The sequence below is a fragment of the Streptococcus mitis genome (assembly GCF_002005545.1).
In the GTDB taxonomy this organism is placed as follows: Bacteria; Bacillota; Bacilli; order Lactobacillales; family Streptococcaceae; genus Streptococcus; species Streptococcus mitis_I.
Genome location: NZ_LBMT01000001.1, coordinates 2,579 through 27,607, shown reverse-complemented (window position 1 = coordinate 27,607; position 25,029 = coordinate 2,579). Strand labels below are relative to the sequence as shown.

Below are 25,029 nucleotides of genomic sequence, written 5' to 3'. Positions count from 1 at the left end.
GCTTAGTCTTCCTTACTTTCACCGAAAAAGGCATTGTAGAGGGCTTTAATAGCTGCTTTCTCTTGGTCCTTATGGACAACAAACATAATAGATACTTCACTAGAACCTTGAGACATCATCTGGATGTTGATCTTATTTTCAGATAGAGCACGTGTCGCAGTAGCAGTTACTCCGATATGGCTCTTCATTTTTTCTCCAACAATCATAATGATAGAAAGGTCGTGTTCGATTTCTGCATGGTCTACTTCAGCCTTTTGAACCAACTGACGAAGGATTTCTTCTTCCTTGATAGGAGTTAGTTCACGAGAACGGAGGATGATAGAAAGATCGTCGATACCTGTTGGCATATGTTCCCAACCGATGTTAAGGTCTTCAAGGATTTGAAGAACCTTGCGTCCAAATCCAACCTCACGGTTCATGAGGTATTTAGACATATTAATGCTGACAAAGCCTGAGTCACCAGCAATTCCCACAACTGGGAATTCATCACTACTGTGTTTTAGAACGATACGAGTACCTGGATGGTCAGGATTGTTGGTATTCTTGATAACGAGAGGGATTTTTCCACGGTAGGCAGGAAGAAGGGCTTCGTCATGAAGGACTGAGAATCCTGCATAGGCCAACTCACGCATTTCACGGTAGGTCAACTCAGGGATTGAGTGTGGCTGGTGGATAATACCAGGGTGGGCTGCAAAGATACCATCAACGTCTGTAAAGTTTTCATAGAGGTCGGCCTTAACACCGGCAGCAATGATAGAACCTGTAATGTCTGATCCTCCACGTGAGAAGGTACAGATTTGATTTTCCTTGGTAACTCCAAAGAAACCAGGAATGACAAGGACTTCATTTGCATTTGTCAATTCTTCAATCTTGTCATAACTTGATGGAATGATGCGAGCGTGACCAGGTTCACTTGTGACCACAATACCAGCTTCTCTAGGGTGAACATAGCGTGCATCGATCCCATTTTGATTAAAGTAGGCTGCGATCAATTTAGCATTGTTATTCTCACCGGCTGCTAGGAAGGTATCGTAGAGAAATTCATTCTCTTCAATAGGAAGAGTGGCCAAGGCACGAATGCTTTTAGAGATTTTTTCTAAAACAGCTGGTTTAAGACCTAGTTCACTAACCATAGCAGCATAGCGGTCGATAATCCAGTTTTGGCTCTTGCTAATATCGTTACCAGCAACATAGTCGCGGTAGTATTTAATCAAGGCATCCGTAACCTTAGTATCTTCAGCATTGCGTTTACCAGGGGCAGAAACGACTACAAAACGACGCTCTGAATCGCTTTTGACGATGTTTAAAACTTTTTCTAATTGACTAGCAGAGGCAAGAGAGCTACCTCCAAATTTAACAACTTTCATAAGAACTCCTAAAGTAAGTATTTTATACGATTATAGCAGAAAGAAAGCCTTTTTTCAATGAAGAAAATAAGATGCTTTCTACATTAAAGGGAGCCTGTATTATCAGCTGAGACACTTTTAGCCGATTTTTCCTTGCTTTCAAGTTTTAAAAAAGATATACTTTGAAAATAAAATAATTTAATACTCAATGAAAATCAAAGAGCAAACTAGGAAGCTAGCCGTAGACAGTACTTGAGTACGGCAAGGCGAAGCTGACGTGGTTTGAATTTGATTTTCGAAGAGTATAAACTGCTTATAAAATAAAAAGGAGTCCAGATGGAACACATTATTTATCAGCTTGATGAGGACTTGGCAATCCTTACCTTGAATCGTCCTGAGGTCGCGAATGGTTTTCATATCCCTATGTGTGAGGAGATTTTAGAAGCTCTGACTTTGGCAGAAGAGGATCCGGCTGTGCATTTTATCTTGATTAATGCTAATGGAAAAGTTTTCTCCGTTGGGGGAGATTTGGTAGAGATGAAGCGAGCAGTGGATGAGGATGATATTCCATCATTGACGAAAATCGCAGAGTTGGTCAATGCTATTTCTTATAAAATCAAGCAAATAGGTAAACCTGTTTTGATTGAGGTTGATGGAGCTGTTGCAGGTGCCGCAGCCAATATGGCTGTTGCTGCAGATTTCTGTCTTGCAACGGATAAAGCTAAGTTTATCCAAGCCTTTGTTGGGGTTGGTTTGGCTCCTGATGCGGGTGGGATTCACCTCTTGAGTCGTAGTATTGGTGTGACGCGTGCTGCTCAATTAGCCATGACAGGAGAAGCTTTAACAGCAGACAAAGCTTTAGAGTGGGGGCTGGTTTACCGCGTCTGTGAAGCTGATAAACTTGAAAAAACGAGAGAACAGCTCCTTAAAAAATTAAGACGTGGTTCAAGCAATTCCTATGCAGCCATTAAGAAGTTGGTTTGGGAGAGTCAATTTAAAGATTGGCAAGATTATGCTACATTGGAATTGAATCTCCAAGAGTCTCTAGCTCAAACAGAGGATTTTAAAGAAGGAGTTCGGGCTCATTCAGAGCGAAGAAGACCTAAATTTACAGGAAAATAAAAAAATACTTGCACTGTTCTTTGAAGTTTGATATAATTTTTTTGTCAAATGTTTTGATTGTGAAAGTTTTTTGAAAAGGAGGGAAAAGAGATTGGACTACCAACGAATTAATGAATATTTAACATCTATATTTAACAATGTCCTCGTCATCGAGGAAGTTAGCTTGAGGGGTAGTCGTTTCAAGGATATCTCCATCAAAGAAGTCCATACAATCGATGTAATTGGAAAATTCCCAGATGTGACGCCAAGTCAAGTGTCAAAAGAGTTGATGGTGACTCTTGGGACGGTTACGACGAGTCTGAATAATCTTGAACGAAAGGGTTACATTGAACGCATTCGCTCAGAGCAGGATCGTCGTGTGGTGCATCTACATTTGACAAAGAAGGGTCGCTTGGTTCATAGACTACATAAACGCTTCCACAAGGCTATGGTCGAAAATATTATCGACGGTATGAGTAAGGAAGAAACTGAAGTTATGGGCAAAGGTTTGACTAAACTTTATCAATTTTTGGAGGATTTGAAATAATGGCTTTTGCAAAAATAAGCCAGGTTGCTCATTATGTGCCAGAGCAAGTGGTTACAAATCATGATTTAGCCCAGATTATGGATACCAATGATGAGTGGATTTCAAGTCGGACGGGAATACGACAAAGGCATATTTCAAGAACAGAATCTACCAGTGATTTGGCTACAGAGGTTGCTAAGAAACTGATGACAAAAGCTGGAATCACAGGGGAAGAGTTGGATTTTATCATCCTAGCTACCATCACTCCAGATTCGATGATGCCCTCTACAGCTGCTCGTGTCCAAGCTAATATTGGTGCTAATAAGGCCTTTGCTTTTGACCTAACAGCTGCTTGTAGTGGATTTGTATTTGCATTGTCAACTGCTGAAAAGTTTATCTCTTCTGGTCGTTTTCAAAAAGGCTTGGTGATTGGTAGTGAAACCCTCTCTAAAGCAGTCGATTGGTCAGACCGATCAACAGCTGTTTTGTTTGGAGATGGTGCTGGTGGTGTCTTGTTAGAAGCTAGTGAGCAAGAGCATTTCTTGGCAGAGAGTCTCAATAGCGATGGAAGTCGCAGCGAGTGTCTGACCTATGGACATTCAGGGTTACATTCTCCATTTTCAGATCAAGAAAGTGCAGATTCATTTTTGAAGATGGATGGACGCGCAGTTTTTGATTTTGCCATTCGGGATGTAGCCAAGTCTATCAAACAAACTATTGAAGAATCTCCTGTAGAGGCGACAGACTTGGATTATCTACTACTTCATCAGGCTAATGACCGTATCTTGGATAAAATGGCTAAAAAAATTGGTGTCGAACGAGACAAACTTCCAGCCAATATGATGGAATATGGCAATACCAGTGCAGCCAGTATCCCGATTTTACTTTCAGAGTGTGTAGAACAAGGTCTCATCCCTTTAGATGGTAGCCAGACGGTTCTGCTATCAGGCTTCGGTGGAGGCTTGACCTGGGGCACGCTCATTCTTACAATCTAGGTAATCATGTGGTGAACACATTGTTATAAAAACTATTTATTTTAAAGGAGTCCTATCATGGCAGTATTTGAAAAAGTACAAGAAATTATCGTTGAAGAACTTGGGAAAGACGCATCAGAAGTAACACTTGAATCAACTTTTGATGATTTGGACGCAGATTCATTGGACTTGTTCCAAGTAATCTCAGAAATCGAAGATGCTTTTGATATCCAAATCGAAGCAGAAGATGACTTGAAAACAGTTGGTGACTTGGTTGCCTACGTTGAAGAGCAAACAAAATAAGCAGAATATAAGATAGAAGGAGTAGGGAAACCCGCTCCCTCTTGTTTAGGCAATAGTTTGATTGTCAAATTATGACAGTATCGAACTATTACGTAAGCAAGAACTGATGGAGGCACTATGAAAACGCGTATTACAGAATTATTGAATATTGATTATCCTATTTTTCAAGGAGGAATGGCTTGGGTCGCTGATGGTGATTTGGCAGGGGCTGTTTCCAAGGCTGGGGGACTAGGCATTATCGGTGGGGGGAATGCCCCTAAAGAAGTTGTCAAGGCAAATATTGACAAGATCAAATCATTGACTGATAAACCCTTTGGTGTCAACATCATGCTCTTGTCTCCCTTTGTGGAAGATATTGTAGACCTCGTTATCGAGGAGGGGGTTAAGGTAGTGACAACAGGCGCAGGAAATCCTGGCAAATACATGGAACGCTTCCATGAAGCTGGGATTACAGTCATTCCTGTTGTACCAAGTGTTGCCCTAGCTAAACGCATGGAAAAAATTGGTGCGGACGCTGTTATTGCAGAAGGAATGGAAGCTGGGGGGCATATCGGTAAATTAACAACTATGACCTTGGTGCGTCAAGTGGTGGCAGCTGTATCTATTCCTGTTATTGCTGCAGGAGGGATTGCAGATGGTGAAGGTGCTGCGGCTGGATTTATGCTAGGTGCAGAGGCTGTTCAGGTTGGAACTCGCTTTGTCGTTGCAAAAGAGTCTAATGCCCATCCAAATTATAAGGCGAAAATTTTAAAAGCTAGAGATATTGATACTACGATTTCAGCTCAACACTTTGGGCATGCAGTTCGAGCTATTAAAAACCAATTGACTCGTGATTTTGAAAAAGCTGAGAAAGATGCCTTTAAACAAGAAAATCCTGATTTGGAAATCTTTGAACAAATGGGAGCAGGTGCACTAGCCAAAGCAGTTGTTCACGGAGATGTGGATGGTGGATCTGTCATGGCAGGTCAGATCGCAGGGCTTGTTTCCAAAGAAGAAACCGTTGAAGAAATCCTAAAAGATTTGTATTACGGAGCAGCTAAGAAAATTCAAGAAGAAGCCTCTCGTTGGGCAGGAGTTGTAAGAAATGACTAAAACAGCCTTTTTATTTGCTGGTCAAGGTGCCCAGTATCTAGGTATGGGACGGGATCTCTATGATCACTACCCTATTGTCAAAGAAACGATTGATCAAGCGAGTCAGGTACTTGGTTATGATTTGCGTCATCTCATCGATACGGAAGAAGACAAACTCAATCAGACCCGCTATACCCAACCAGCCATTCTAGCAACTTCGGTTGCTATCTACCGTTTATTACAAGAAAAAGGCTATCAGCCTGATATGGTTGCTGGTTTGTCCCTTGGAGAATATTCTGCCTTGGTGGCCAGCGGTGCTTTGGATTTTGAAGATGCGGTAGCCTTGGTTGCTAAGCGTGGAGCCTATATGGAAGAAGCGGCTCCTGCTGGATCTGGTAAGATGGTAGCAGTTCTCAATACACCAGTAGAGGTTATTGAAGAAGCATGTCAAAAAGCTTCTGAACTTGGAGTGGTTACCCCAGCCAACTATAATACACCTGCACAAATCGTGATTGGTGGAGAAGTGGTTGCAGTTGATCGAGCTGTTGAACTCTTGCAGGAAGCAGGAGCTAAACGCTTGATTCCTCTTAAGGTTTCAGGGCCTTTTCATACCGCTCTCCTTGAGTCTGCTAGTCAGAAACTAGCTGAAACTCTAGCTCAGGTAAGTTTTTCAGATTTTACTTGTCCCCTAGTCGGCAATACAGAAGCTGCAGTTATGCAAAAAGAAGACATTGCTCAACTCTTGACGCGTCAGGTCAAAGAACCAGTTCGTTTCTATGAAAGTATTGCGGCCATGCAAGAAGCAGGCGTAACCAACTTTATCGAGATTGGACCGGGGAAAGTCTTGTCAGGTTTTGTCAAAAAAATTGATAAGACAGCTAAACTAGCCAATGTTGAAGATCAGGCTAGTTTGGAAACTTTGCTAGAAAACAAGTAATCCCTTCTCCCATAAATACAAGAGGAAACAGGAGAAAAGAATGCAACTTAAAAATAAAAATATCTTTATTACAGGTTCGAGTCGTGGAATTGGTCTTGCTATTGCCCACAAGTTTGCTCAAGCAGGAGCCAATATTGTTTTAAACAGTCGTGGGGCAATCTCAGAAGAATTGCTCGCTGAGTTTTTAAACTATGGTGTCAAGGTGGTTCCTATTTCAGGAGACGTGTCAGATTTTGCAGACGCTAAGCGTATGGTTGATCAAGCTATTGCAGAGCTGGGTTCAGTAGATGTTTTGGTTAACAATGCAGGAATTACCCAAGATACCCTGATGCTCAAGATGACAGAAGCGGATTTTGAAAAAGTTCTCAAGGTTAATTTGACCGGTGCCTTTAACATGACACAATCAGTCTTGAAACCGATGATGAAAGCCAGAGAAGGTGCTATCATTAATATGTCTAGTGTTGTTGGCTTGATGGGAAATATCGGTCAAGCTAACTATGCAGCTTCTAAGGCTGGTTTGATTGGTTTTACCAAGTCTGTGGCGCGTGAAGTGGCTAATCGCAATATCAGAGTTAATGCTATTGCACCTGGAATGATTGAATCCGATATGACAGCGGTCCTATCAGACAAGGTAAAAGATGTCATGCTGGCGCAAATTCCTATGAAAGAATTTGGGCAGGCAGAGCAGGTTGCAGATTTAACAGTATTTTTAGCAGGCCAAGATTATCTAACTGGTCAAGTGGTTGCCATTGATGGCGGCCTCAGTATGTAGCAGAAGCTAGGGGTAAAAAAGATGAAACTAAATCGCGTAGTAGTAACAGGTTATGGAGTAACATCTCCAATCGGAAATACACCAGAAGAATTTTGGAATAGTTTGACAACTGGAAAAATCGGAATTGGTCAAATTACAAAATTTGATCATAGTAACTTCGATGTGCATAATGCAGCAGAAATCCAAGATTTTCCTTTTGATAAATACTTTGTAAAGAAAGATACAAATCGTTTTGATAACTACTCTTTGTATGCCTTGTATGCGGCTCAAGAAGCCGTTAATCATGCCAAGTTAGATGTAGAGGCTCTTGATAAAGATCGTTTTGGTGTTATTGTGGCCTCTGGTATTGGTGGAATCAAAGAAATTGAAGATCAAGTTCTTCGCCTAAATGACAAAGGACCAAAACGTGTGAAACCATTGACCCTTCCAAAAGCCTTGCCAAATATGGCTTCAGGAAATGTTGCTATGCGTTTTGGAGCAAACGGTGTTTGTAAATCCATCAATACTGCCTGCGCTTCATCAAATGACGCGATTGGGGATGCCTTCCGATCAATTAAATTTGGTTTCCAAGACGTTATGTTGGTAGGTGGTTCAGAAGCCTCTATCACACCTTTTGCCATCGCCGGTTTTCAAGCCCTAACTGCTCTCTCAACTACAGAGGATCCAAGTCGTGCTTCCATCCCATTTGATAAGGACCGTAATGGTTTTGTCATGGGTGAAGGTTCAGGAATGTTGGTTCTTGAAAGTCTGGAACACGCTGAAAAACGTGGGGCTACTATCCTTGCTGAAGTGGTTGGTTACGGAAATACTTGTGATGCCTACCACATGACTTCACCACATCCAGAAGGTCAGGGAGCTATCAAGGCCATCAAACTAGCCTTGGAAGAAGCAGAGATTTCTCCAGAGCAAGTAGCCTATGTCAATGCTCACGGAACGTCAACTCCTGCTAATGAAAAAGGAGAAAGTGGTGCAATCGTAGCTGTTCTTGGTAAGGAAGTACCTGTATCATCAACCAAGTCTTTCACAGGACATTTGCTGGGGGCTGCAGGCGCGGTAGAAGCTATCGTCACAATCGAAGCCATGCGTCATAACTTTGTACCAATGACAGCTGGAACAAGTGAAGTATCAGATTATATCGAAGCCAATGTCGTTTATGGACAAGGCTTGGAGCAAGAAATTCCATACGCTATTTCAAATACTTTTGGTTTTGGTGGCCACAATGCCGTTCTTGCTTTCAAACGTTGGGAGAATAAATAAGTATGAATTTAAACGATATTAAAGACTTGATGGCTCAATTTGACCAGTCAAGTTTGAGAGAATTTTCTTATAAGAATGGGACGGATGAGTTGCAGTTTAGCAAGAATGAAGCGAGACATGTGCCTGAAGTCGCAGCTCAAGTAGCTCCAGCATCCGTTCTAGCAACACCAAGTCCAGTAGCTCCTACATCTGCTCCAGTAGAAACTGTAGTGGAAGAAACTTCGTCACCAGCAGAAGCAAGTGTGGATGCTGAGGGAGATCTTATAGAGAGTCCACTTGTTGGAGTGGCTTACTTGGCTGCTGGCCCAGATAAACCTGCCTTTGTAACAGTTGGTGATAGTGTCAAAAAAGGCCAAACATTGGTGATTATCGAAGCCATGAAAGTCATGAATGAAATTCCAGCTCCTAAGGATGGTGTGGTAACGGAAATTCTCGTTTCTAACGAAGAAATGGTTGAGTTTGGTAAAGGATTGGTACGTATCAAATGATCGATATTCAAGGAATCAAAGAAGCCCTTCCCCACCGTTATCCTATGCTCCTAGTGGATCGTGTCTTGGAAGTGAGCGAGGATACCATTGTTGCTATCAAAAATGTGACCATTAACGAGCCCTTTTTCAATGGTCATTTTCCTCAATATCCAGTTATGCCAGGTGTTCTGATTATGGAAGCCTTGGCGCAAACAGCTGGTGTCTTGGAGTTATCAAAACCTGAAAATAAAGGGAAACTGGTCTTTTACGCTGGTATGGACAAGGTTAAGTTCAAGAAGCAAGTTGTACCAGGCGACCAATTGCTTATGACGGCAACGTTTGTAAAACGTCGTGGCACAATAGCTGTGGTTGAAGCAAAGGCTGAAGTGGATGGCAAGCTTGCAGCTAGTGGTACTCTTACCTTTGCAATAGGGAACTAAGGAGGTTCTCCATGTTTCGAAAAATTTTAATTGCCAATCGTGGTGAAATTGCGGTTCGTATTATCCGTGCGGCGCGTGAATTGGGCATTTCGACGGTGGCAGTTTATTCAACTGCTGATAAGGAAGCCCTTCATACGCTTTTAGCAGATGAAGCAGTTTGTATCGGTCCTGGCAAGGCAACAGAGTCTTATCTCAATATTAATGCGGTTCTATCGGCTGCAGTCTTGACTGAAGCAGAAGCCATTCACCCAGGTTTTGGTTTTCTCAGTGAAAATTCCAAATTTGCAACCATGTGTGAAGAGGTGGGGATTAAGTTTATCGGCCCATCTGGTCATGTCATGGATATGATGGGAGACAAAATCAATGCGCGTGCTCAGATGATCAAAGCTGGTGTGCCTGTCATTCCAGGTTCAGATGGAGAAGTGCATAACTCTGAGGAAGCTTTGATTGTTGCTGAAAAAATTGGCTACCCTGTGATGCTCAAGGCTTCAGCAGGTGGAGGTGGTAAAGGGATTCGTAAGGTTGAAAAACCAGAAGACCTCGTTTCAGCCTTTGAAACGGCCTCTAGTGAAGCTAAGGCCAATTATGGCAATGGTGCCATGTACATAGAACGGGTTATTTATCCAGCTCGCCATATTGAGGTTCAAATCCTAGGAGATGAGCATGGACATGTGATTCACTTAGGTGAACGGGATTGTTCTCTTCAACGGAATAACCAAAAGGTTTTGGAAGAAAGTCCTTCGATTGCAATCGGAAAAACGCTGCGTCATGAAATCGGTGCTGCTGCTGTTCGAGCTGCAGAGTCTGTTGGTTATGAAAATGCAGGGACCATTGAGTTTCTTCTTGATGAAGCTAGCGGTAAATTCTATTTTATGGAGATGAATACTCGTGTTCAGGTGGAACATCCGGTAACAGAGTTTGTTTCAGGTGTGGATATCGTTAAGGAACAGATTCGCATTGCGGCAGGTCAGCCTTTGTCTGTTAAGCAAGAAGATATTGTTCTACGCGGTCATGCCATCGAGTGTCGTATCAATGCAGAAAATCCAGCCTTCAACTTTGCTCCAAGTCCAGGTAAGATTACTAATCTCCATCTGCCAAGTGGTGGAGTTGGCTTGCGCGTGGATTCAGCAGTTTATCCAGGCTATACCATTCCACCTTATTATGATAGTATGATTGCTAAAATTATCGTTCACGGTGAAAATCGTTTTGATGCCTTGATGAAAATGCAACGTGCCCTCTATGAATTAGAGATTGAAGGGGTGCAGACCAATGCAGATTTCCAGCTTGACCTCATTTCAGATCGCAATGTCATTGCTGGGGATTATGATACTTCCTTCTTGATGGAAACATTCTTACCTAAATATCAAGAAAAAGAATAAAATGACTTTAAGAGTTTAAACCGAAAAGGGGAATCAATGGCTCTATTTAGTAAAAAAGATAAGTATATTCGAATCAATCCCAATCGTTCGGTTAGGGAAAAATCTCAAGCCAAGCCGGAGGTTCCAGATGAATTATTCTCCCAGTGTCCAGGCTGTAAGCATACCATTTATCAGAAGGATCTGGGAAGTGAGCGTATCTGTCCGCACTGTAGCTATACCTTTCGTATTTCTGCCCAAGAACGCTTGGCTTTGACAATTGATATGGGAACCTTCAAGGAATTGTTTACAGGGATTGAAAGCAAGGATCCCTTGCATTTCCCTGGTTATCAAAAGAAACTAGCAATTATGCGTGAAAAAACTGGTCTGGACGAAGCCGTTGTGACAGGAACAGCTCTTATTAAAGGTCAGACTGTGGCTCTTGGGATTATGGATTCCAATTTTATCATGGCTTCTATGGGTACAGTTGTAGGGGAAAAAATCACTCGTTTGTTTGAGTATGCGACTGTCGAAAAATTGCCAGTTGTTCTCTTCACAGCCTCTGGTGGGGCCCGTATGCAGGAAGGAATCATGAGTCTTATGCAGATGGCCAAGATCTCTGCAGCAGTTAAGCGCCATTCAAATGCTGGTCTCTTTTACCTGACCATTTTGACAGATCCAACGACAGGTGGTGTAACAGCTTCTTTCGCTATGGAAGGCGATATCATTTTAGCTGAACCACAGAGTTTGGTCGGTTTTGCTGGGCGTCGTGTCATTGAAAACACGGTTCGTGAAAGCTTGCCTGAGGATTTCCAAAAGGCAGAATTCCTATTGGAACATGGCTTTGTGGATGCTATTGTCAAAAGAAGAGACTTACCAGATACGATTGCTAGCCTAGTCAGATTGCATGGAGGTGGTCCTAGATGAATATTGCAAAAATAGTCAGAGAAGCGCGTGAGCAGAGTCGCTTGACAACCTTGGACTTTGCGGCAGGCATTTTTGATGACTTTATCCAATTACACGGTGACCGTTTTTTTCGTGATGATGGTGCAGTTGTTGGTGGTATTGGCTGGCTTGGAGATCAAGCTGTAACAGTGGTTGGTATCCAAAAAGGCAAGAGCTTACAAGACAACCTCAAACGGAATTTTGGACAACCGCATCCAGAAGGCTATCGCAAGGCCTTGCGTTTGATGAAACAAGCTGAAAAGTTTGGCCGTCCAGTTGTGACCTTTATCAATACTGCAGGTGCCTATCCTGGTGTGGGAGCGGAAGAACGTGGTCAGGGAGAAGCTATTGCTCGCAATCTCATGGAAATGAGTGATCTGAAAGTTCCGATTATCGCCATCATTATCGGTGAAGGTGGTTCAGGTGGAGCTCTGGCTCTGGCCGTTGCGGACCGTGTTTGGATGCTGGAAAATTCTATTTATGCTATTCTCAGTCCAGAAGGTTTTGCTTCCATTCTATGGAAGGACGGCACTCGTGCCATGGAAGCGGCAGAACTGATGAAAATCACTTCGCATGAGCTGCTAGAAATGGACGTGGTGGACAAGGTGATTTCTGAAGCAGGACTTTCTAGTAAAGAACTGATTAAGAGTGTCAAGAAAGAACTCCAAACTGAACTAGCTTTACTTTCACAAAAACCGCTAGAAGAGTTGTTGGAAGAACGTTACCAACGATTTAGAAAATACTAATACCTCAGAATACATAAAAACTAGAACTGGCAGTCAGTTCTAGTTTTTATGTGGTTCTTACTCTGTATCAAGGACGAAGTAAAAGGTGCTTGGAAGACCAAACACCTTTTCGATTATTCATTTTCTTCAGTTACAAATTGACTAAGCAGGCCGTTGATAAAGCGGGCTGATTTTTGATCTGAAAAATTCTTGGCAAGTTCAATAGCTTCATTGACTGCTACCAGCTGAGGTGTATCAAATGAAGTGATTTCAAAGATACCCAAGCGTAGTAAGTTTTTTTCGACCAAGGTCAAGCGTTCAACTGTCCAGCCTGACTTGAGGTGCTGGTTGATTTGTCTATCCAACTCGTCTTTTTGAGCTTGAACGCCAGAAACCAAGTTCAGAAGAAAGGCAGGGATTTGCACATCTGCATCTTCACGGTCATGCGTGTAGGCAAAGTGACAAGCCGTTTCCATATCTGTACCGAATTCAAGGCTCATAAGAGCTTGAAAAGCGCATTTACGAAGTTCGCGTCTAGATTCTAATAATGGGCTAGTCATTGAGGAAGTCCTCGTTAAATAGATCTTTCAACTCAGGTTTTGGTGTTTTATCTGGAACGATTCCTGCAACATGGATGTTAACAGCAGCAAGTTCCACATCAGCCATATCACGGACAGCATCTTTGACTGCTTTTTGAATAGCAAGAGCAACTTTTGGTACTTTCACACCGTACTCAAGATAAAGGTAGATGTCAGCAGTTAGTTCTTCGTTGCTTTCTTTTAAGTAGACGCCACGACCAAGAGAGAGTTTTGATAGGGTATCAGATACGGATTTATTTGAAAATGAATGGACACCATCAACTTTAGCAGTTGCGATGGCAATGATTTTTTCAAGTACACGTGGAGCGATAACGATTTCGCCAAATTGTTCTTCAGTTCCCATAGAATGACCTCTTTCTAGAGATTAGGCACGAGAAACGTAAGTTCCTTCTGCAGTGTTGATGATCAATTTTTGTCCAGCTTCGATGAAGTCAGGAACGTTGACAACAAGTCCAGTTTCCATTGTTGCTGGTTTACCAGAACCTGTAACAGTAGCACCTTTGATAGATGGTTGTGTTTCAGCAACTGTCAATTCAACAGTAGTTGGTACAGTTACACCGATTACTTCAGTTCCGTAGAATTGGATTTTAACATCAGAGTTTTCAAGGATGTAAAGCAATTCATTTTCAACGTTCACGACTGGGATTTCGTATTGGTCGTAAGTTTCAGTGTTCATGAAGTAGGCAGTTTCATCCATTTTGTACAAGTATTGAGCTGGAACAGTTTCGATAATAGCTTGTTCGAATTTTTCTTCTGGACGGTAGCTTGTATCAAATGTAGAACCAGTACGGACATCACGCAATTTCATACGCATGATTGTGTTTCCTTTACCTGGTTTGTGGTGGCTAGCTTCCAAAACGCGGATTAATTTTCCGTCTGCAGTTTCAAATGTCATACCAGCTTTCAATTTGCTTGCTTCAATCATGTTTTTACCTCTTTAATAAATATTATTACTCTTCATTTTACCATAAAATCTTCTGGAAATAAAGCCAAAATAGTTATTGGGACATGGTAGGAGCGAAAAAACCAACCTCAGGGCTGGTTTCTTTTACATATTAATCTTCTTTCAACTTCGCCAATTCTTGGGCAAGAAGTTTAAGGGCAACTTGTGGGTTGGCTTGGCCTTTGGTTGCTTTCATAAGGAATCCTGTGAAGGCCTTGTCTGCGTTACGTTTTCCTGACTTGAAGTCGGCAACTGCGGCTTCGTTGTCCGCAAAGACTTGGTGGATAATTGGAATCAAAACAGCTGGATCTGAGATTTGAACCATGCCAGCTTTTTCCACGTATTCACGCGCGCCACCGCCATTTTTAGCTAGGTGGACAAAGACTTTCTTAGCAATCTTAGAAGAGATCGTGCCGTCTTCGATGATGGCAATCATTTCAACCAAGTTTTCTGGTGTCAATTCGATTTGTTCCAGCGTTTTGCCTTCAGCGTTCAAGAACTGAGCAACTTCACCTTGGAGCCAGTTTGAGACTTGCTTGGCATCGCCACCGAGGGCAACAGCTTTCTCAAAGAAGTCAGAAGTGACTTTATTAGCAGTCAACTGGCTGGCATCGTAGTCTGACAAGCCAAGGTCAGATACGTAGCGCGCACGGCGTTCTTTTGGAAACTCTGGCAATTCAGCACGCATTTCCTCGATCCACTCGTCTGAGATTTCAAAGAGTGGTAGGTCTGGTTCTGGGAAGTAGCGGTAGTCTGCAGCTCCTTCCTTGACACGCATGAGGATGGTTGCCTTGTTAGCTTCATCGTAACGGCGTGTTTCTTGGCGGATTTGACCACCTGAGCGAAGGATTTCAGCTTGACGTTGGACTTCGTATTCAAGCCCCTTACGGACGTTAGAGAAGGAGTTGAGGTTTTTCAACTCAGTCTTGGTACCGAATTTTTCTTGACCATAAGGACGAAGAGAAATATTGGCATCCACACGCATAGAACCTTCTTCCATCTTAACGTCAGAAATACCAGCGTACTGGATGACTTCCTTGAGGGCAATTAGATAAGCGTAGGCTTCTTCTGGTGAGCGCATGTCCGCTTCAGATACAATCTCAATCAATGGCACCCCTTGGCGGTTGAGGTCGACATAAGAGTAGCCATCTGTACCGTGGGTGTTTTTACCAGCGTCTTCTTCTAGGTGGGCACGTTCGATACCGATTTTCTTAGTTGTACCATCTTCTAGCTCGACTTCAATCCAGCCGTTATAACCGATTGGCTCATCAAACTGAGAAATTTGGTAGGCTTTAGGGTTATCCGGATAGAAGTAGTTCTTGCGGTCAAAGTGCATCTTCTTATGGATGTTCATGTTGAGGGCAAGAGCAGCCTTGATACCGGCATCGACAACACCTTTATTGAGAACTGGTAGAACTCCTGGGAAAGACCAGTCAATCACGTTGGTGTTGGCATTTTGGTCATTTCCAAAGTGGGCAGAAGTAGGTGAGAAGATTTTTGAATTGGTGTTGAGCTCTACGTGGACTTCAAGTCCAATGACTGTTTCAAAGTTCATTAGTTGTCACCTCCAAAAATCACGGGTTGTTGTTTGTGGTAGTCTGTTGTTGCTTCAAAAACAGCAGCAGCTTGGTAAATGGTTTCCTCAGAATACTTAGGACCAATCAATTGGAGACCGACAGGTAGACCTTGAGAGAATCCAGCTGGAATCGAAATTCCTGGGAGACCAGCCAAGTTGACTGGGATGGTCAAAAGGTCAGCCAAGTACATGGCAACTGGGTCATGGTTGAGTGAGTCCAAGTCATAAGCAACACTTGGAGCAGTTGGACCCAAAATCAAGTCGTAATCCGCGAAGACTTTTTCGAAATCTTGAATGATGAGTGTACGAACCTGACCAGCTTTCTTATAGTAGGCGTCATAGTAACCTGATGAAAGACTGAAAGTACCCAGCATGATACGACGTTTCACCTCTTCACCGAAACCTTGGCTACGGCTGTTTACATAGATTTCATCAAGGTTTGTCGCATCCTCTGCACGATAGCCGTAACGGATACCGTCAAAGCGTTGCAAGTTTGATGAAGCTTCAGATGAAGCGATGATGTAGTAGACGGCAACACCGTATTTAGAGTGAGGAAGGCTGACTTCTTCGACAATAGCACCAAGTTTTTCAAAGTGTTTAGCGGCATTCAGAATGGTTTCCTTAACCTCTGGGTCAATTCCTTCACCAAGGTATTCCTTAGGCAACGCAATTTTCATGCCCTTAATGTCTTGACCGATTTTTGAAGTGAAGTCAGCGATGCGGATAGGAGCAGAAGTAGAGTCTTTAGCGTCTTGGCTGGCAATAGCGTTGAGCAAGAGGGCATTTTCCTTAACAGTTGGTGCGAAAGGTCCGATTTGGTCTAATGAGCTACCGAAGGCAATGAGACCGAAACGAGAAACCGTTCCGTAGGTTGGTTTGAGACCAACGATTCCGTTGAAGGCAGCAGGTTGGCGGATGGAACCACCAGTATCAGAACCAAGTGACAAGCGGACTTGCCCAGAAGCTACGGCTGCGGCAGAACCACTTGATGATCCACCAGGAACTTTGCCTTGATCCCAAGCATTTTTAGTGGCACCATAGTGAGAAGTCTCACCTGATCCACCCATGGCAAACTCATCCATGTTAGTTTTTCCTACGACAATCATGCCCTTAGCCTTTGCATTGGCAACGGCTGTCGCGTCAAAGATAGGCTCATAGTTGTAGAGCATTTTTGAGGCAGCAGTTGTGAGGATGCCGTCTGTAGAGATGTTATCCTTAACAGCAAGTGGAATTCCTGAAAGGACATTATCAGCATCAATTCCAGCTTCATCAATGGCTTTGGCTTTAGCAAGAGCCTGCTCCTCAGCGATGGTGACAAAAGCGTTGATAGCTGTCTCGCGAGATTGGATATCTTCAAGCGTTGCTTGGGTTAATTCAGTTGCAGAAATTTCCTTAGAAACAAGGAGATTGTGCAAGTCTTCAATGGTTTTATTGTTAAAAGTCATTAGGCATCTCCTCCATCGTCTAGGATAGCTGGTACCTTGATATAGTAGTTGTCTTTTTCAGGTACGTTTTTAAACAAGCGATCACGGTCTGTTCCTTCTTCGGCCACATCAGGGCGGAGTACGGTCTTACGGTCAGCCATGGTTGTAGTAGGTGCGATACCAGTTGTGTCAACTTCGCCTAGCAATTCAACCATGTCAACAATCTTAGACAAGGTAGTCGCAAAGGCAGCAGTTTCTTCTTCAGAGAATCTTAATTTTGAAAGATTGGCAACGTGTGTTACCTCTTCTTGCGTAATTTTCATCTTGCATCCTTTCGTGAAATGATGATTTTTAGTCTGTTCTATTTTACCATATTTTCCTATAAATAAGGGAGGGAAAGGTGAAAAAAGACATCTGGCAAGTCGAGAAAGAGGTTTTTAAAATAGACAAAAAAATAGCCGTCCTAACTTTGGTGAGTTAACGAGCTATTTTTTAGTTATGTAATTACAGCCACCGTCTTAAACGGCTCTGTGGGGTGTTGTTGTCGCAACATCTTTTTCTATATTTATTGTAACATTTATTGAAAAATTGCAAGGGGAATTAGGCTCCCTAGTATTTGGATAAGTTGAGTAGAAACTGAGTAGCAGGCATTAAAATTGCTTGCTAGTTTTGTCTATTGTGCATTAGCAAACTAAGATTTTTTGGTTTTAATATGCACTCTTTTGGTATTCATTCCATAAAGCCTGAAGTTCATCTGCATTTTCTAAAACATATTGCCTGATTATTTTTAGGTCTTTTGCTTTTACTTTACCATCTCTCAGTTCACCGTTCAGAAACATTGAGCCGACCTCTTCTCCGTGGATATAAATGTGAATATGCGCTTTTTGACCTTTATGGTTATGTTCGTTAGGACGAATTTCAATACCATACTTTTATACTCAATAAAAATCAAAGAGCAAACTAGAAAGCTAGGCGCAGGCAGTACTTGAGTACGACAAGCCGACGCTGACGTGGTTTGAATTTGATTTTTGAAGAGTATTAAGAAAGAATATTTAGGCATGTAGTAGTCCAACGTAGTCCTTCCATGTTTCAAGGTAGTTATCGCGATTTAACTCAATTTGCTTTTGAGCAAAACGAATGTCATAGTCTGCCAAGTCCAAATTTTCCAATACTTCTCCAGTTAGAATACTAAAGGTTCCAATTAATTCATCGTCATCATACATGCGCAAAATAGGGTTATTTGGATTCTTGTAAATATCATCTTTTGTCACTTCTAAATTAGTTACACCAAATTCTTTGAACATGATTATATCTCCTTTTTGTTTTATTATATCATTTTTGCTAGAATTGTCACGGTTTTCGATATATTTTACTATAAGGAATAGCTTTTATTCAAGTATAGTCTAACATAAAATAGAAATTGAAAAAAATGCTAAAATTCGATATAATGGAGTGTTGAAAGGAATGGTAAAATCCAATGTAAAAATCATTCTTAGATATCGAAACAAGAAAAATAGAGAATCAAAGAAAGAGAACTTATGAATATTCAAAAAGAAATTAAGAAACGTCGTACCTTTGCCATCATCTCTCACCCGGACGCGGGGAAAACAACCATCACTGAGCAACTGCTCTACTTTGGGGGCGAGATTCGTGAGGCTGGCACTGTAAAAGGAAAGAAAACAGGGACTTTTGCCAAGTCTGACTGGATGGATATCGAGAAGCAACGTGGGATTTCCGTTACTTCATCTGTGATGCAGTTTGACTATGATGGCAAGCGCGTCAATATCCTCGACACGCCAGGGCATGAGGACTTCTCAGAAGATACCTATCGTACCTTGATGGCGGTGGATGCTGCGGTCATGGTTGTGGACTCTGCCAAGGGTATCGAGGCCCAAACTAAGAAATTGTTTGAGGTTGTCAAACACCGTGGCATTCCAGTCTTTACCTTTATGAACAAGCTAGACCGTGACGGACGTGAGCCACTGGACCTCTTGCAAGAATTGGAAGAAGTCTTGGGCATTGCTAGCTACCCAATGAACTGGCCAATCGGGATGGGGAAAGCCTTTGAAGGCTTGTATGACCTCTATAACCAACGCTTGGAGCTCTACAAAGGGGATGAGCGTTTTGCCAGTTTAGAAGATGGGGACAAGCTTTTTGGCAGCAATCCTTTCTATGAGCAAGTCAAGGATGATATTGAACTTTTAAATGAAGCTGGAAATGAGTTTTCAGAGGAAGCTATCCTTGCTGGAGAATTGACACCTGTCTTCTTCGGTTCAGCCCTTACTAACTTTGGTGTGCAGACCTTCCTTGAAACCTTCCTCAAGTTTGCTCCAGAACCTCATGGTCACAAGAAAACAGACGGAGAAATTGTGGATCCTTATGACAAGGATTTCTCAGGATTTGTCTTTAAAATCCAAGCCAACATGGATCCTCGTCACCGTGACCGTATCGCCTTTGTTCGTATCGTATCAGGCGAATTTGAGCGTGGTATGAGTGTCAACCTGCCTCGTACTGGTAAGGGTGCCAAACTGTCTAATGTTACTCAGTTTATGGCGGAAAGTCGTGAGAATGTGACCAATGCCGTGGCAGGTGATATTATCGGGGTCTATGATACAGGTACTTATCAGGTTGGGGATACCTTGACGGTTGGAAAAAACAAGTTTGAATTTGAACCACTACCAACCTTTACCCCTGAAATTTTCATGAAAGTTTCTGCTAAGAATGTTATGAAGCAAAAATCCTTCCACAAGGGGATTGAGCAATTGGTGCAAGAGGGAGCCATTCAGCTTTATAAGAATTACCAAACAGGCGAGTACATGCTAGGGGCTGTAGGTCAACTCCAGTTTGAAGTCTTTAAACACCGTATGGAAGGTGAGTACAATGCGGAAGTGGTTATGAGCCCAATGGGTAAAAAGACCGTTCGTTGGATCAAGCCTGAGGACTTGGATGAACGGATGTCATCAAGCCGCAATATCTTGGCTAAAGACCGTTTTGACCAACCAGTCTTCCTCTTTGAAAACGACTTCGCCCTCCGCTGGTTTGCGGATAAGTATCCAGACGTAGAATTGGAAGAGAAGATGTAGATCGCCAAAGTTACTTGATTGTATAACAATCTAAGTAACTAACGCCAAGTTTCTATGGAACTTGGCTAGGCGCTCCACTAGTAAAGTTTTACGAATAATATCGATTCGTAAAACTTTACGTCGTAACTGGTAGTGAGCAGTCTAGCTAACTGCTTTGCTAACTACGTTTGGCAAATGAAATCGATTTATAAAACTCAGTGTTGTAATCTAATAATAGGTAACCGCTATGGCGGTCTACCTAAACGCTTCACTAGGAAAAATCCACGAATGGTATCGATTCGTGGATTTTTCCGTCGTAAGGGGTAGTGAGTGGTCTAGCTAACTGTCTCATTAACTACGTTTAGCAAATATGATCGATTTGCCAAACTCCGTGTCGTAGTTCAGAAAATTTATTTGATTGTGTAACATTCTAAGTAGCTAACGCCAAGTTTCTATGGATTTTTTCGTCGTAATGGTAAGGAAGCGAACTAGCTAACTGCTTTACTAACTACGTTTTGTAAATGGAATCGATTTGCCAAACTCCGTGTCCTAGTATAACAATCTCTAACCTTTATGTTGGTTGATCTAAATATTCTAATAAGAGAAGTCCAGGAATGCTATATTCATGGGCTTTTTCCTTATGGCATTGTGGGATTTTTTTATAAGAGTTAGTAGGTCGAGCTATTTGCATTACTAAAGTGCAACCTTTTTGCTTGTCAGCTTGCTCAAGAAATATCCTAGATAAACTATATACTTTGAAATTTACTATCTCTTAATCATAATGAAAACAGCGAAGAGTTCTTTGGATAATATATAATATATATGTCTATTCAAAGGAAAATGATGCTCTTTTTAATTTTGGATAAGTATGACGTATTCGTCGGTAAAAATAATGGATTTCTCTTTATTTAGAGCCTAGTCAATGAGGGATTCGGTTTGCTAGTATATTAACTGCATTTATCAATGGAACCTACATGCAAAACCAAGCAGAAAATGCTTTTTTTTTTTAGCAAAATACACTAAAAAACAAGTTGACTTACTATGATAATTTGTGTATAATAGGAAACGATTGCATTAAGCTAACTAATGTAGTACTTTTTTTGGAGGAAAAAAATAAATGTTTTTCAGACGTCAAGAGGGTCAATATCGTGAAACTGATCGCGTGACCCGCTATAAGTTGGTGAAATCCGGTAAGCATTGGCTGCGGGCTTCAACCTCCTTATTTGGTTTGTTCAAGGTTTTCCGTGGTAGTGTTGACACTACTCAGGTTATGACCGAAGTGGTTGAAAACCAAACGAGCAATACGATTACAGGCCTCGATATCATAAGGGGACTGGCAGCTACAGGAGCTGTATTAGGCGGAGCAGTGGCAACACAAACTACTGTTCATGCCAATGATGCAGTTGCCCTTGAAAAGACATTAGAGTCATCGGATGTTCTAGTTGCCAATGATACAGTTGTTCTCGGGTCGGCATCACAAGAAAATTCAGAAAATTCGGTAAGTTTATCACACTCAGAAAGCGAGAGTGTATCTACTTCAGCATCGAGCTCTACTAGCCAATCAGTGAGTATTAGTGCCTCTGCAAGTATGTCAGCAAGTACTTCGGCTTCTGTTAGTGCGTCGACAAGTGCTTCAGCTTCAGCTAGTGTGTCAGCAAGTACTTCTGTAAGTTCTAGTCAGTTGATGGTTAATTCTGGGGGTAGTTCGGCTGCTACTAGCGCTACTAGTGTTGAAACTTCTGGACAATCAGAATCTGCATCGATTGCGAATCAAGGGTTGTCGAATTCTAATTTTTCCGCTCCTGTATTGGATGCGGCTAAGTCAGAGACATCTTTGACAGCTAGAAATGCAGAATTAACAAGTTTGGCGGGAGTAACTGCTGGTGCCATAGCAACATCGGAAGTTTCAGCTAAACAACAGGATGAAAATCGTAAGAAGTTAACCAAACTTTCAGCTGAAATGGGTGAGTACCTAGCAAAAGCAGCTGGTTTACCTAATAGTGATGCAGCTATAGCAAAAGTGAATGCTGCGGTGACTGCTATCGAGACAGCTCTTGCTAATCCTAAGGCAGATTTGACCGAAACTGTAAAACTAGCGACCTCTGCTCGTAATTCGATTGCTAATGCAGTTTTACGTAGCAGATCGGGGGCGAGAGATGCGCGTAATGGAGAAAAACTACAGGACGGCAGTGGTTTTAGAGCTTTTGGACCAGTTCGTAAAAATTTAATTTCTACAGTTTCCGCCTCTAATTATGATCCTCAAACTAAAATTGCTAGATGGACTATCAAACTGAATGCATGGAGTCCGCTTCATATATACCGGTGTTAAGGTGGCAGAAGGCAAAGGAGTTCATGTTCAAAGTGTCACTTTTAATGGTATTTCAATGGAAGAAACTCACCGGAGTGGCTCGGAGGTTACATATAATTACAGACATGCATCAGGGTCGGGTGGTAATTTAGACGGTACGGTAGTTGTTAGCGCTAAACTTGATGACAATAGCAATGGTTCAGGAACTCGAATACAAGTAGGGACAAGTTCAGCACCGATTTCTGAAAGTACTAGCGGAAATTACTCGGAAGTTCATTCTGTATCTGTATCGACTGGTCAAGGTGGAAGAGTTCGAGGTCCCCAATCAAGGGCGGTTTCGAATGCACCAACTATAACAGCTGATAACGAGAATATAACGGTATACAATGATGATAAAATTGAAAATGTTATCCGAATATCCAGAGGGCATTCTAAAACTAGTATAAACTTATGGGATAAGACAGGTGCTGACCCTATCCCTGGTGTGGATGTTGTAGGCCCTAGTAAAGGTGTTCCTGGTTATTACGATAATATAACAGCTGCGCTTTTAGGAACTGTTGGGAACGGAACGGCTTCTGCGACAGTTGGGAAAACCTATTCTTATCAAATTGGTGCAACGAGTCCTAACCCTAACGCAGAAGGGACATATAAGACTATAACTATCACAGTCAAAGGATTTAATGACCGACAAGATCCTGCGAAAGGTGCTAGTGTTGCAGTTAATGATCCGAGAAATCTGAGTCAGAAGGAAAAAGACCAAGTGTTGGCTAACTTTAAAGCGGCCAATGCCGATCTTATTTCAGGTACAGGAACAAGTGACTACAAAAAAGGATCTGAAGAAGGTTCGATCAGTGTAGCTAATAATGGAGATGTTACCATTACTTATCGTGATAGAACCACGGATACAGTCACAAACAATGTTAAGTATGGTGTAGAGAAGACAACGGAGCACTTCTATGCAGTAAGCAATGAGTCGGTGTCTAGTGTGAATCCAAGCAGTCTTGTGCGCCCAGTTGGCGGAGTGGCGAACTTCCCTAAGGGAACAACAGTTGCATGGAAACACGGTCAAGCTCCTACAATGGCAGTAGGGACTCGGACTGCAACAGTAACTGTAACTCATCCAGATAAAACTACCACGGATTTAACATACAACTATACCGTTTATCCAAAGATTGAGACAAAAACCGCGAATGGAGTCACAGGTAAGTTCTTTGCATTTAAAGGAACGCAAGGATCAGGCCTTAGTAAAGTCGACGGAGGCTGGGCTAATCCATATGGTAGAAATATAGAGGGATATACAAATCTCAATGATTTGAAAGCTGAAAGTAGCGAGGTTAAATGGTTCTATAAGTATCGTTTAAATGGTACAGATCCGGAGAAAACAACTGCTGTTGGCAGAGACACGTTTGGTGAAGTATGGTATACAACCAAGGAGAATTCAAGTTGGCCGGATCCTGTAAGTCACAAGACGACCTATACTGTGACAGCTGTCTATCCAACAGGTCGCTTCGGAACTCCATCAGCTAACGATCGGGCTCTGACAAGCGAAACAACATTTGACTATACGGTAGTTGATCCAGTAGCCAAGCAAGAGTATGTTACAACAGTTGGGAATACAGGACCTTTGAATGAGATTATTAATGACCCAGGCAAGGCGATTAAGAATTCTAGAGATGGTGTGTCGATTCCTAGTGGTCCAGAGGAAGCTACCAGAACTACCTACAGATGGGTATCTGCACCAGATGCTAGCACAGTAAGTACTCCAGGGATTTATAAGAAAGATGTCACAGTTACCTTACCTAAAGGAGCTCAAACTGGGGACAATAGTAGTGACACCGTTCCTGTAACCATCAAAGTTAGACCAAAACCACCACAAATCGCAGATAGTCAAGTGAAGCTACAAGGAGGTCTGCCGAACCGTAGTATTACAGTTACAGATGTAACACCAGGAGCGACAGTGACCTTGACAATCGGTGATAAGACATTCACTAAGGAAGCTGGACCTAACGATACAAGGCTGACCTTCACGCCAAAAGATCTCGAAAAGGCTTACAATGCTAATAACGGCTTGCTTCCAACGGGAGACGTAACGGTTAAACAAGAGAAGATTGTAACGACTCCTGCTGGAGGCACAGAGACTCTTACTTCTGACCTAACTTCTACGAGTATTACTAAAGAAGATGTAGCACCAACTGTTACTTACACCGTTAAGGTTAATGGAAAGACACCGGAAAAAGATGGCGCAGGACGCTATAAATTCTATGCGGGTGATACGATTGAAGTAACCTTTACTGGTAAAGATAATAGTGGCAAGCTTGCTTCCTTGAAAATGCGAGGAAATGGTACGGATTTAACAGATTTCTTTGAGGGTAGAGCTGAATGGGGTAGTGGTAAAATTTCAAATATTACTACAACGACGAGTGATGATCGTACGACCATTACTGTGACAGCTACTGCAAATAGTAATCTTACTTATAGAGATGGTAATAGATGGTCTCGTCAGGTTGAGGCTATTGACCCGAGTGGAAATCCTGCTTCTGAAAACTTTGGAATCCAGCAGGATAAATTGGAAAACTTATTCAAGAAACCGGCAATCGCTGTTACTGAAGTGAAGAATAAGAATGCTTTAACGGATGCTGATAAAGAAAAAGTTAAAGAAGAAATTAGAAAAGCTCATGATAAGGTGATTCCAAACGGTCGCGAACGTATTTCAAGCATTGAAGTGGCTCCTAATGGTGTTGCAACGGTCTACTATAAGGATAATGCTAGAGTAGCGTCTGGTAGTCAACCATATGAACCAACTGTTTATAACCAAGATGCAACGGTTTCTGACAAAGTATATAAATCAGAATCAGCAAGCACAAGTGCCGTAGCGTCTACCTCAGCCTCAACAAGTGC

Annotated in this window: 25 protein-coding genes; 16 read left to right on the top strand and 9 right to left on the bottom strand. The window is 42.2% G+C overall.

Annotated features, from left to right (window positions below):
• Nucleotides 1-2 precede the first annotated feature (2 nt).
• The gene (locus QS39_RS00135; protein WP_049538809.1) at nt 3-1,367 is read right to left on the bottom strand and encodes an aspartate kinase; all 1,365 of its coding nucleotides are present in this window, start codon (nt 1,365-1,367) and stop codon (nt 3-5) included.
• Nucleotides 1,368-1,682: 315 nt separating this feature from the next.
• Here QS39_RS00135 and QS39_RS00125 point away from each other — a divergent pair, with 315 nt between their 5' ends.
• The 13 genes from QS39_RS00125 to QS39_RS00065 all read left to right on the top strand — a co-directional run bounded on the left by QS39_RS00125 (nt 1,683) and on the right by QS39_RS00065 (nt 12,240).
• Nucleotides 1,683-2,468, top strand: a complete 786-nt coding sequence (locus tag QS39_RS00125; protein ID WP_077804261.1) for an enoyl-CoA hydratase — start codon at nt 1,683-1,685, stop codon at nt 2,466-2,468.
• 91 nt (nt 2,469-2,559) lie between these two features.
• Nucleotides 2,560-2,994 carry a fatty acid biosynthesis transcriptional regulator FabT gene (fabT, locus tag QS39_RS00120; protein WP_000386357.1) on the top strand — a complete coding sequence of 145 codons (435 nt, stop codon included), beginning with the start codon at nt 2,560-2,562 and terminating at the stop codon, nt 2,992-2,994.
• On the top strand, nt 2,994-3,968 hold the full coding sequence (locus tag QS39_RS00115; protein ID WP_077804260.1) for a beta-ketoacyl-ACP synthase III: 975 nt from the start codon (nt 2,994-2,996) through the stop codon (nt 3,966-3,968). Before fabT ends, QS39_RS00115 begins: the two co-directional genes overlap by 1 nt.
• A gap of 57 nt (nt 3,969-4,025) precedes the next feature.
• Complete coding sequence (locus tag QS39_RS00110) at nt 4,026-4,250, top strand: acyl carrier protein (protein ID WP_000257838.1); 225 nt, start codon at nt 4,026-4,028, stop codon at nt 4,248-4,250.
• A 117-nt stretch (nt 4,251-4,367) separates the two neighbouring features.
• A complete protein-coding gene (gene fabK, locus QS39_RS00105) occupies nt 4,368-5,342 on the top strand; it encodes an enoyl-[acyl-carrier-protein] reductase FabK (RefSeq protein WP_023945583.1) in 975 nt (324 codons plus the stop codon).
• Complete coding sequence (fabD, locus tag QS39_RS00100; protein ID WP_077804259.1) at nt 5,335-6,258, top strand: ACP S-malonyltransferase; 924 nt, start codon at nt 5,335-5,337, stop codon at nt 6,256-6,258. The genes fabK and fabD overlap by 8 nt, the downstream gene beginning before the upstream one ends.
• Before the next feature lie 40 nt (nt 6,259-6,298).
• The gene (gene fabG / locus QS39_RS00095; protein WP_077804258.1) at nt 6,299-7,030 is read left to right on the top strand and encodes a 3-oxoacyl-[acyl-carrier-protein] reductase; all 732 of its coding nucleotides are present in this window, start codon (nt 6,299-6,301) and stop codon (nt 7,028-7,030) included.
• 21 nt (nt 7,031-7,051) lie between these two features.
• On the top strand, nt 7,052-8,287 hold the full coding sequence (gene fabF, locus QS39_RS00090; RefSeq protein ID WP_077804257.1) for a beta-ketoacyl-ACP synthase II: 1,236 nt from the start codon (nt 7,052-7,054) through the stop codon (nt 8,285-8,287).
• A 2-nt stretch (nt 8,288-8,289) separates the two neighbouring features.
• Nucleotides 8,290-8,775 (top strand): acetyl-CoA carboxylase biotin carboxyl carrier protein, encoded by a 486-nt coding sequence (gene accB, locus QS39_RS00085; protein WP_077804256.1) that lies wholly within the window; start codon nt 8,290-8,292, stop codon nt 8,773-8,775.
• Nucleotides 8,772-9,194 (top strand): 3-hydroxyacyl-ACP dehydratase FabZ, encoded by a 423-nt coding sequence (gene fabZ / locus QS39_RS00080; RefSeq protein ID WP_000565509.1) that lies wholly within the window; start codon nt 8,772-8,774, stop codon nt 9,192-9,194. The genes accB and fabZ overlap by 4 nt, the downstream gene beginning before the upstream one ends.
• 11 nt (nt 9,195-9,205) lie before the next feature.
• Nucleotides 9,206-10,573 (top strand): acetyl-CoA carboxylase biotin carboxylase subunit, encoded by a 1,368-nt coding sequence (accC, locus tag QS39_RS00075; protein ID WP_077804255.1) that lies wholly within the window; start codon nt 9,206-9,208, stop codon nt 10,571-10,573.
• Nucleotides 10,574-10,609: 36 nt separating this feature from the next.
• Complete coding sequence (accD, locus tag QS39_RS00070; protein WP_077804254.1) at nt 10,610-11,476, top strand: acetyl-CoA carboxylase, carboxyltransferase subunit beta; 867 nt, start codon at nt 10,610-10,612, stop codon at nt 11,474-11,476.
• On the top strand, nt 11,473-12,240 hold the full coding sequence (locus tag QS39_RS00065) for an acetyl-CoA carboxylase carboxyl transferase subunit alpha (RefSeq protein WP_077804253.1): 768 nt from the start codon (nt 11,473-11,475) through the stop codon (nt 12,238-12,240). The genes accD and QS39_RS00065 overlap by 4 nt, the downstream gene beginning before the upstream one ends.
• Before the next feature lie 113 nt (nt 12,241-12,353).
• On the opposite strand, the gene nusB is transcribed toward QS39_RS00065, so the two are convergent.
• The 8 genes from nusB to QS39_RS00020 all read right to left on the bottom strand — a co-directional run bounded on the left by nusB (nt 12,354) and on the right by QS39_RS00020 (nt 18,065).
• Nucleotides 12,354-12,779, bottom strand: a complete 426-nt coding sequence (gene nusB, locus QS39_RS00060) for a transcription antitermination factor NusB (protein WP_077804252.1) — start codon at nt 12,777-12,779, stop codon at nt 12,354-12,356.
• Nucleotides 12,772-13,161, bottom strand: a complete 390-nt coding sequence (locus tag QS39_RS00055; RefSeq protein WP_070528853.1) for an Asp23/Gls24 family envelope stress response protein — start codon at nt 13,159-13,161, stop codon at nt 12,772-12,774. The genes nusB and QS39_RS00055 overlap by 8 nt, the downstream gene beginning before the upstream one ends.
• A 21-nt stretch (nt 13,162-13,182) precedes the next feature.
• Nucleotides 13,183-13,743 (bottom strand): elongation factor P, encoded by a 561-nt coding sequence (gene efp, locus QS39_RS00050; RefSeq protein ID WP_000568643.1) that lies wholly within the window; start codon nt 13,741-13,743, stop codon nt 13,183-13,185.
• A gap of 130 nt (nt 13,744-13,873) precedes the next feature.
• A complete protein-coding gene (gatB, locus tag QS39_RS00045) occupies nt 13,874-15,316 on the bottom strand; it encodes an Asp-tRNA(Asn)/Glu-tRNA(Gln) amidotransferase subunit GatB (RefSeq protein WP_077804251.1) in 1,443 nt (480 codons plus the stop codon).
• Nucleotides 15,316-16,782, bottom strand: coding sequence for an Asp-tRNA(Asn)/Glu-tRNA(Gln) amidotransferase subunit GatA (gene gatA / locus QS39_RS00040; protein ID WP_077804250.1), 1,467 nt, complete (start codon nt 16,780-16,782; stop codon nt 15,316-15,318). Before gatA ends, gatB begins: the two co-directional genes overlap by 1 nt.
• Nucleotides 16,782-17,084 (bottom strand): Asp-tRNA(Asn)/Glu-tRNA(Gln) amidotransferase subunit GatC, encoded by a 303-nt coding sequence (gene gatC / locus QS39_RS00035; RefSeq protein WP_045617614.1) that lies wholly within the window; start codon nt 17,082-17,084, stop codon nt 16,782-16,784. The genes gatA and gatC overlap by 1 nt, the downstream gene beginning before the upstream one ends.
• Before the next feature lie 384 nt (nt 17,085-17,468).
• Nucleotides 17,469-17,684 carry a DUF4160 domain-containing protein gene (locus QS39_RS00030; protein WP_031228002.1) on the bottom strand — a complete coding sequence of 72 codons (216 nt, stop codon included), beginning with the start codon at nt 17,682-17,684 and terminating at the stop codon, nt 17,469-17,471.
• A 129-nt stretch (nt 17,685-17,813) separates the two neighbouring features.
• Entirely contained in the window at nt 17,814-18,065 is a 252-nt protein-coding gene (locus QS39_RS00020; protein ID WP_000471832.1) for a hypothetical protein, read from the bottom strand.
• Between the two features lie 234 nt (nt 18,066-18,299).
• Here QS39_RS00020 and QS39_RS00015 point away from each other — a divergent pair, with 234 nt between their 5' ends.
• The 3 genes from QS39_RS00015 to QS39_RS10945 form a co-directional block, all read left to right on the top strand.
• Nucleotides 18,300-19,844, top strand: coding sequence for a peptide chain release factor 3 (locus tag QS39_RS00015; protein ID WP_077804248.1), 1,545 nt, complete (start codon nt 18,300-18,302; stop codon nt 19,842-19,844).
• 1,096 nt (nt 19,845-20,940) lie between these two features.
• Nucleotides 20,941-22,152: an accessory Sec-dependent serine-rich glycoprotein adhesin gene (locus tag QS39_RS11480; RefSeq protein ID WP_077804247.1), complete on the top strand. Its 1,212-nt coding sequence runs from the start codon at nt 20,941-20,943 to the stop codon at nt 22,150-22,152.
• A 1-nt stretch (nt 22,153) separates the two neighbouring features.
• Nucleotides 22,154-25,029, top strand: a 2,876-nt coding sequence (locus tag QS39_RS10945; protein ID WP_180374975.1) for a Rib/alpha-like domain-containing protein, incomplete at its 3' end; no start/stop codon positions are given.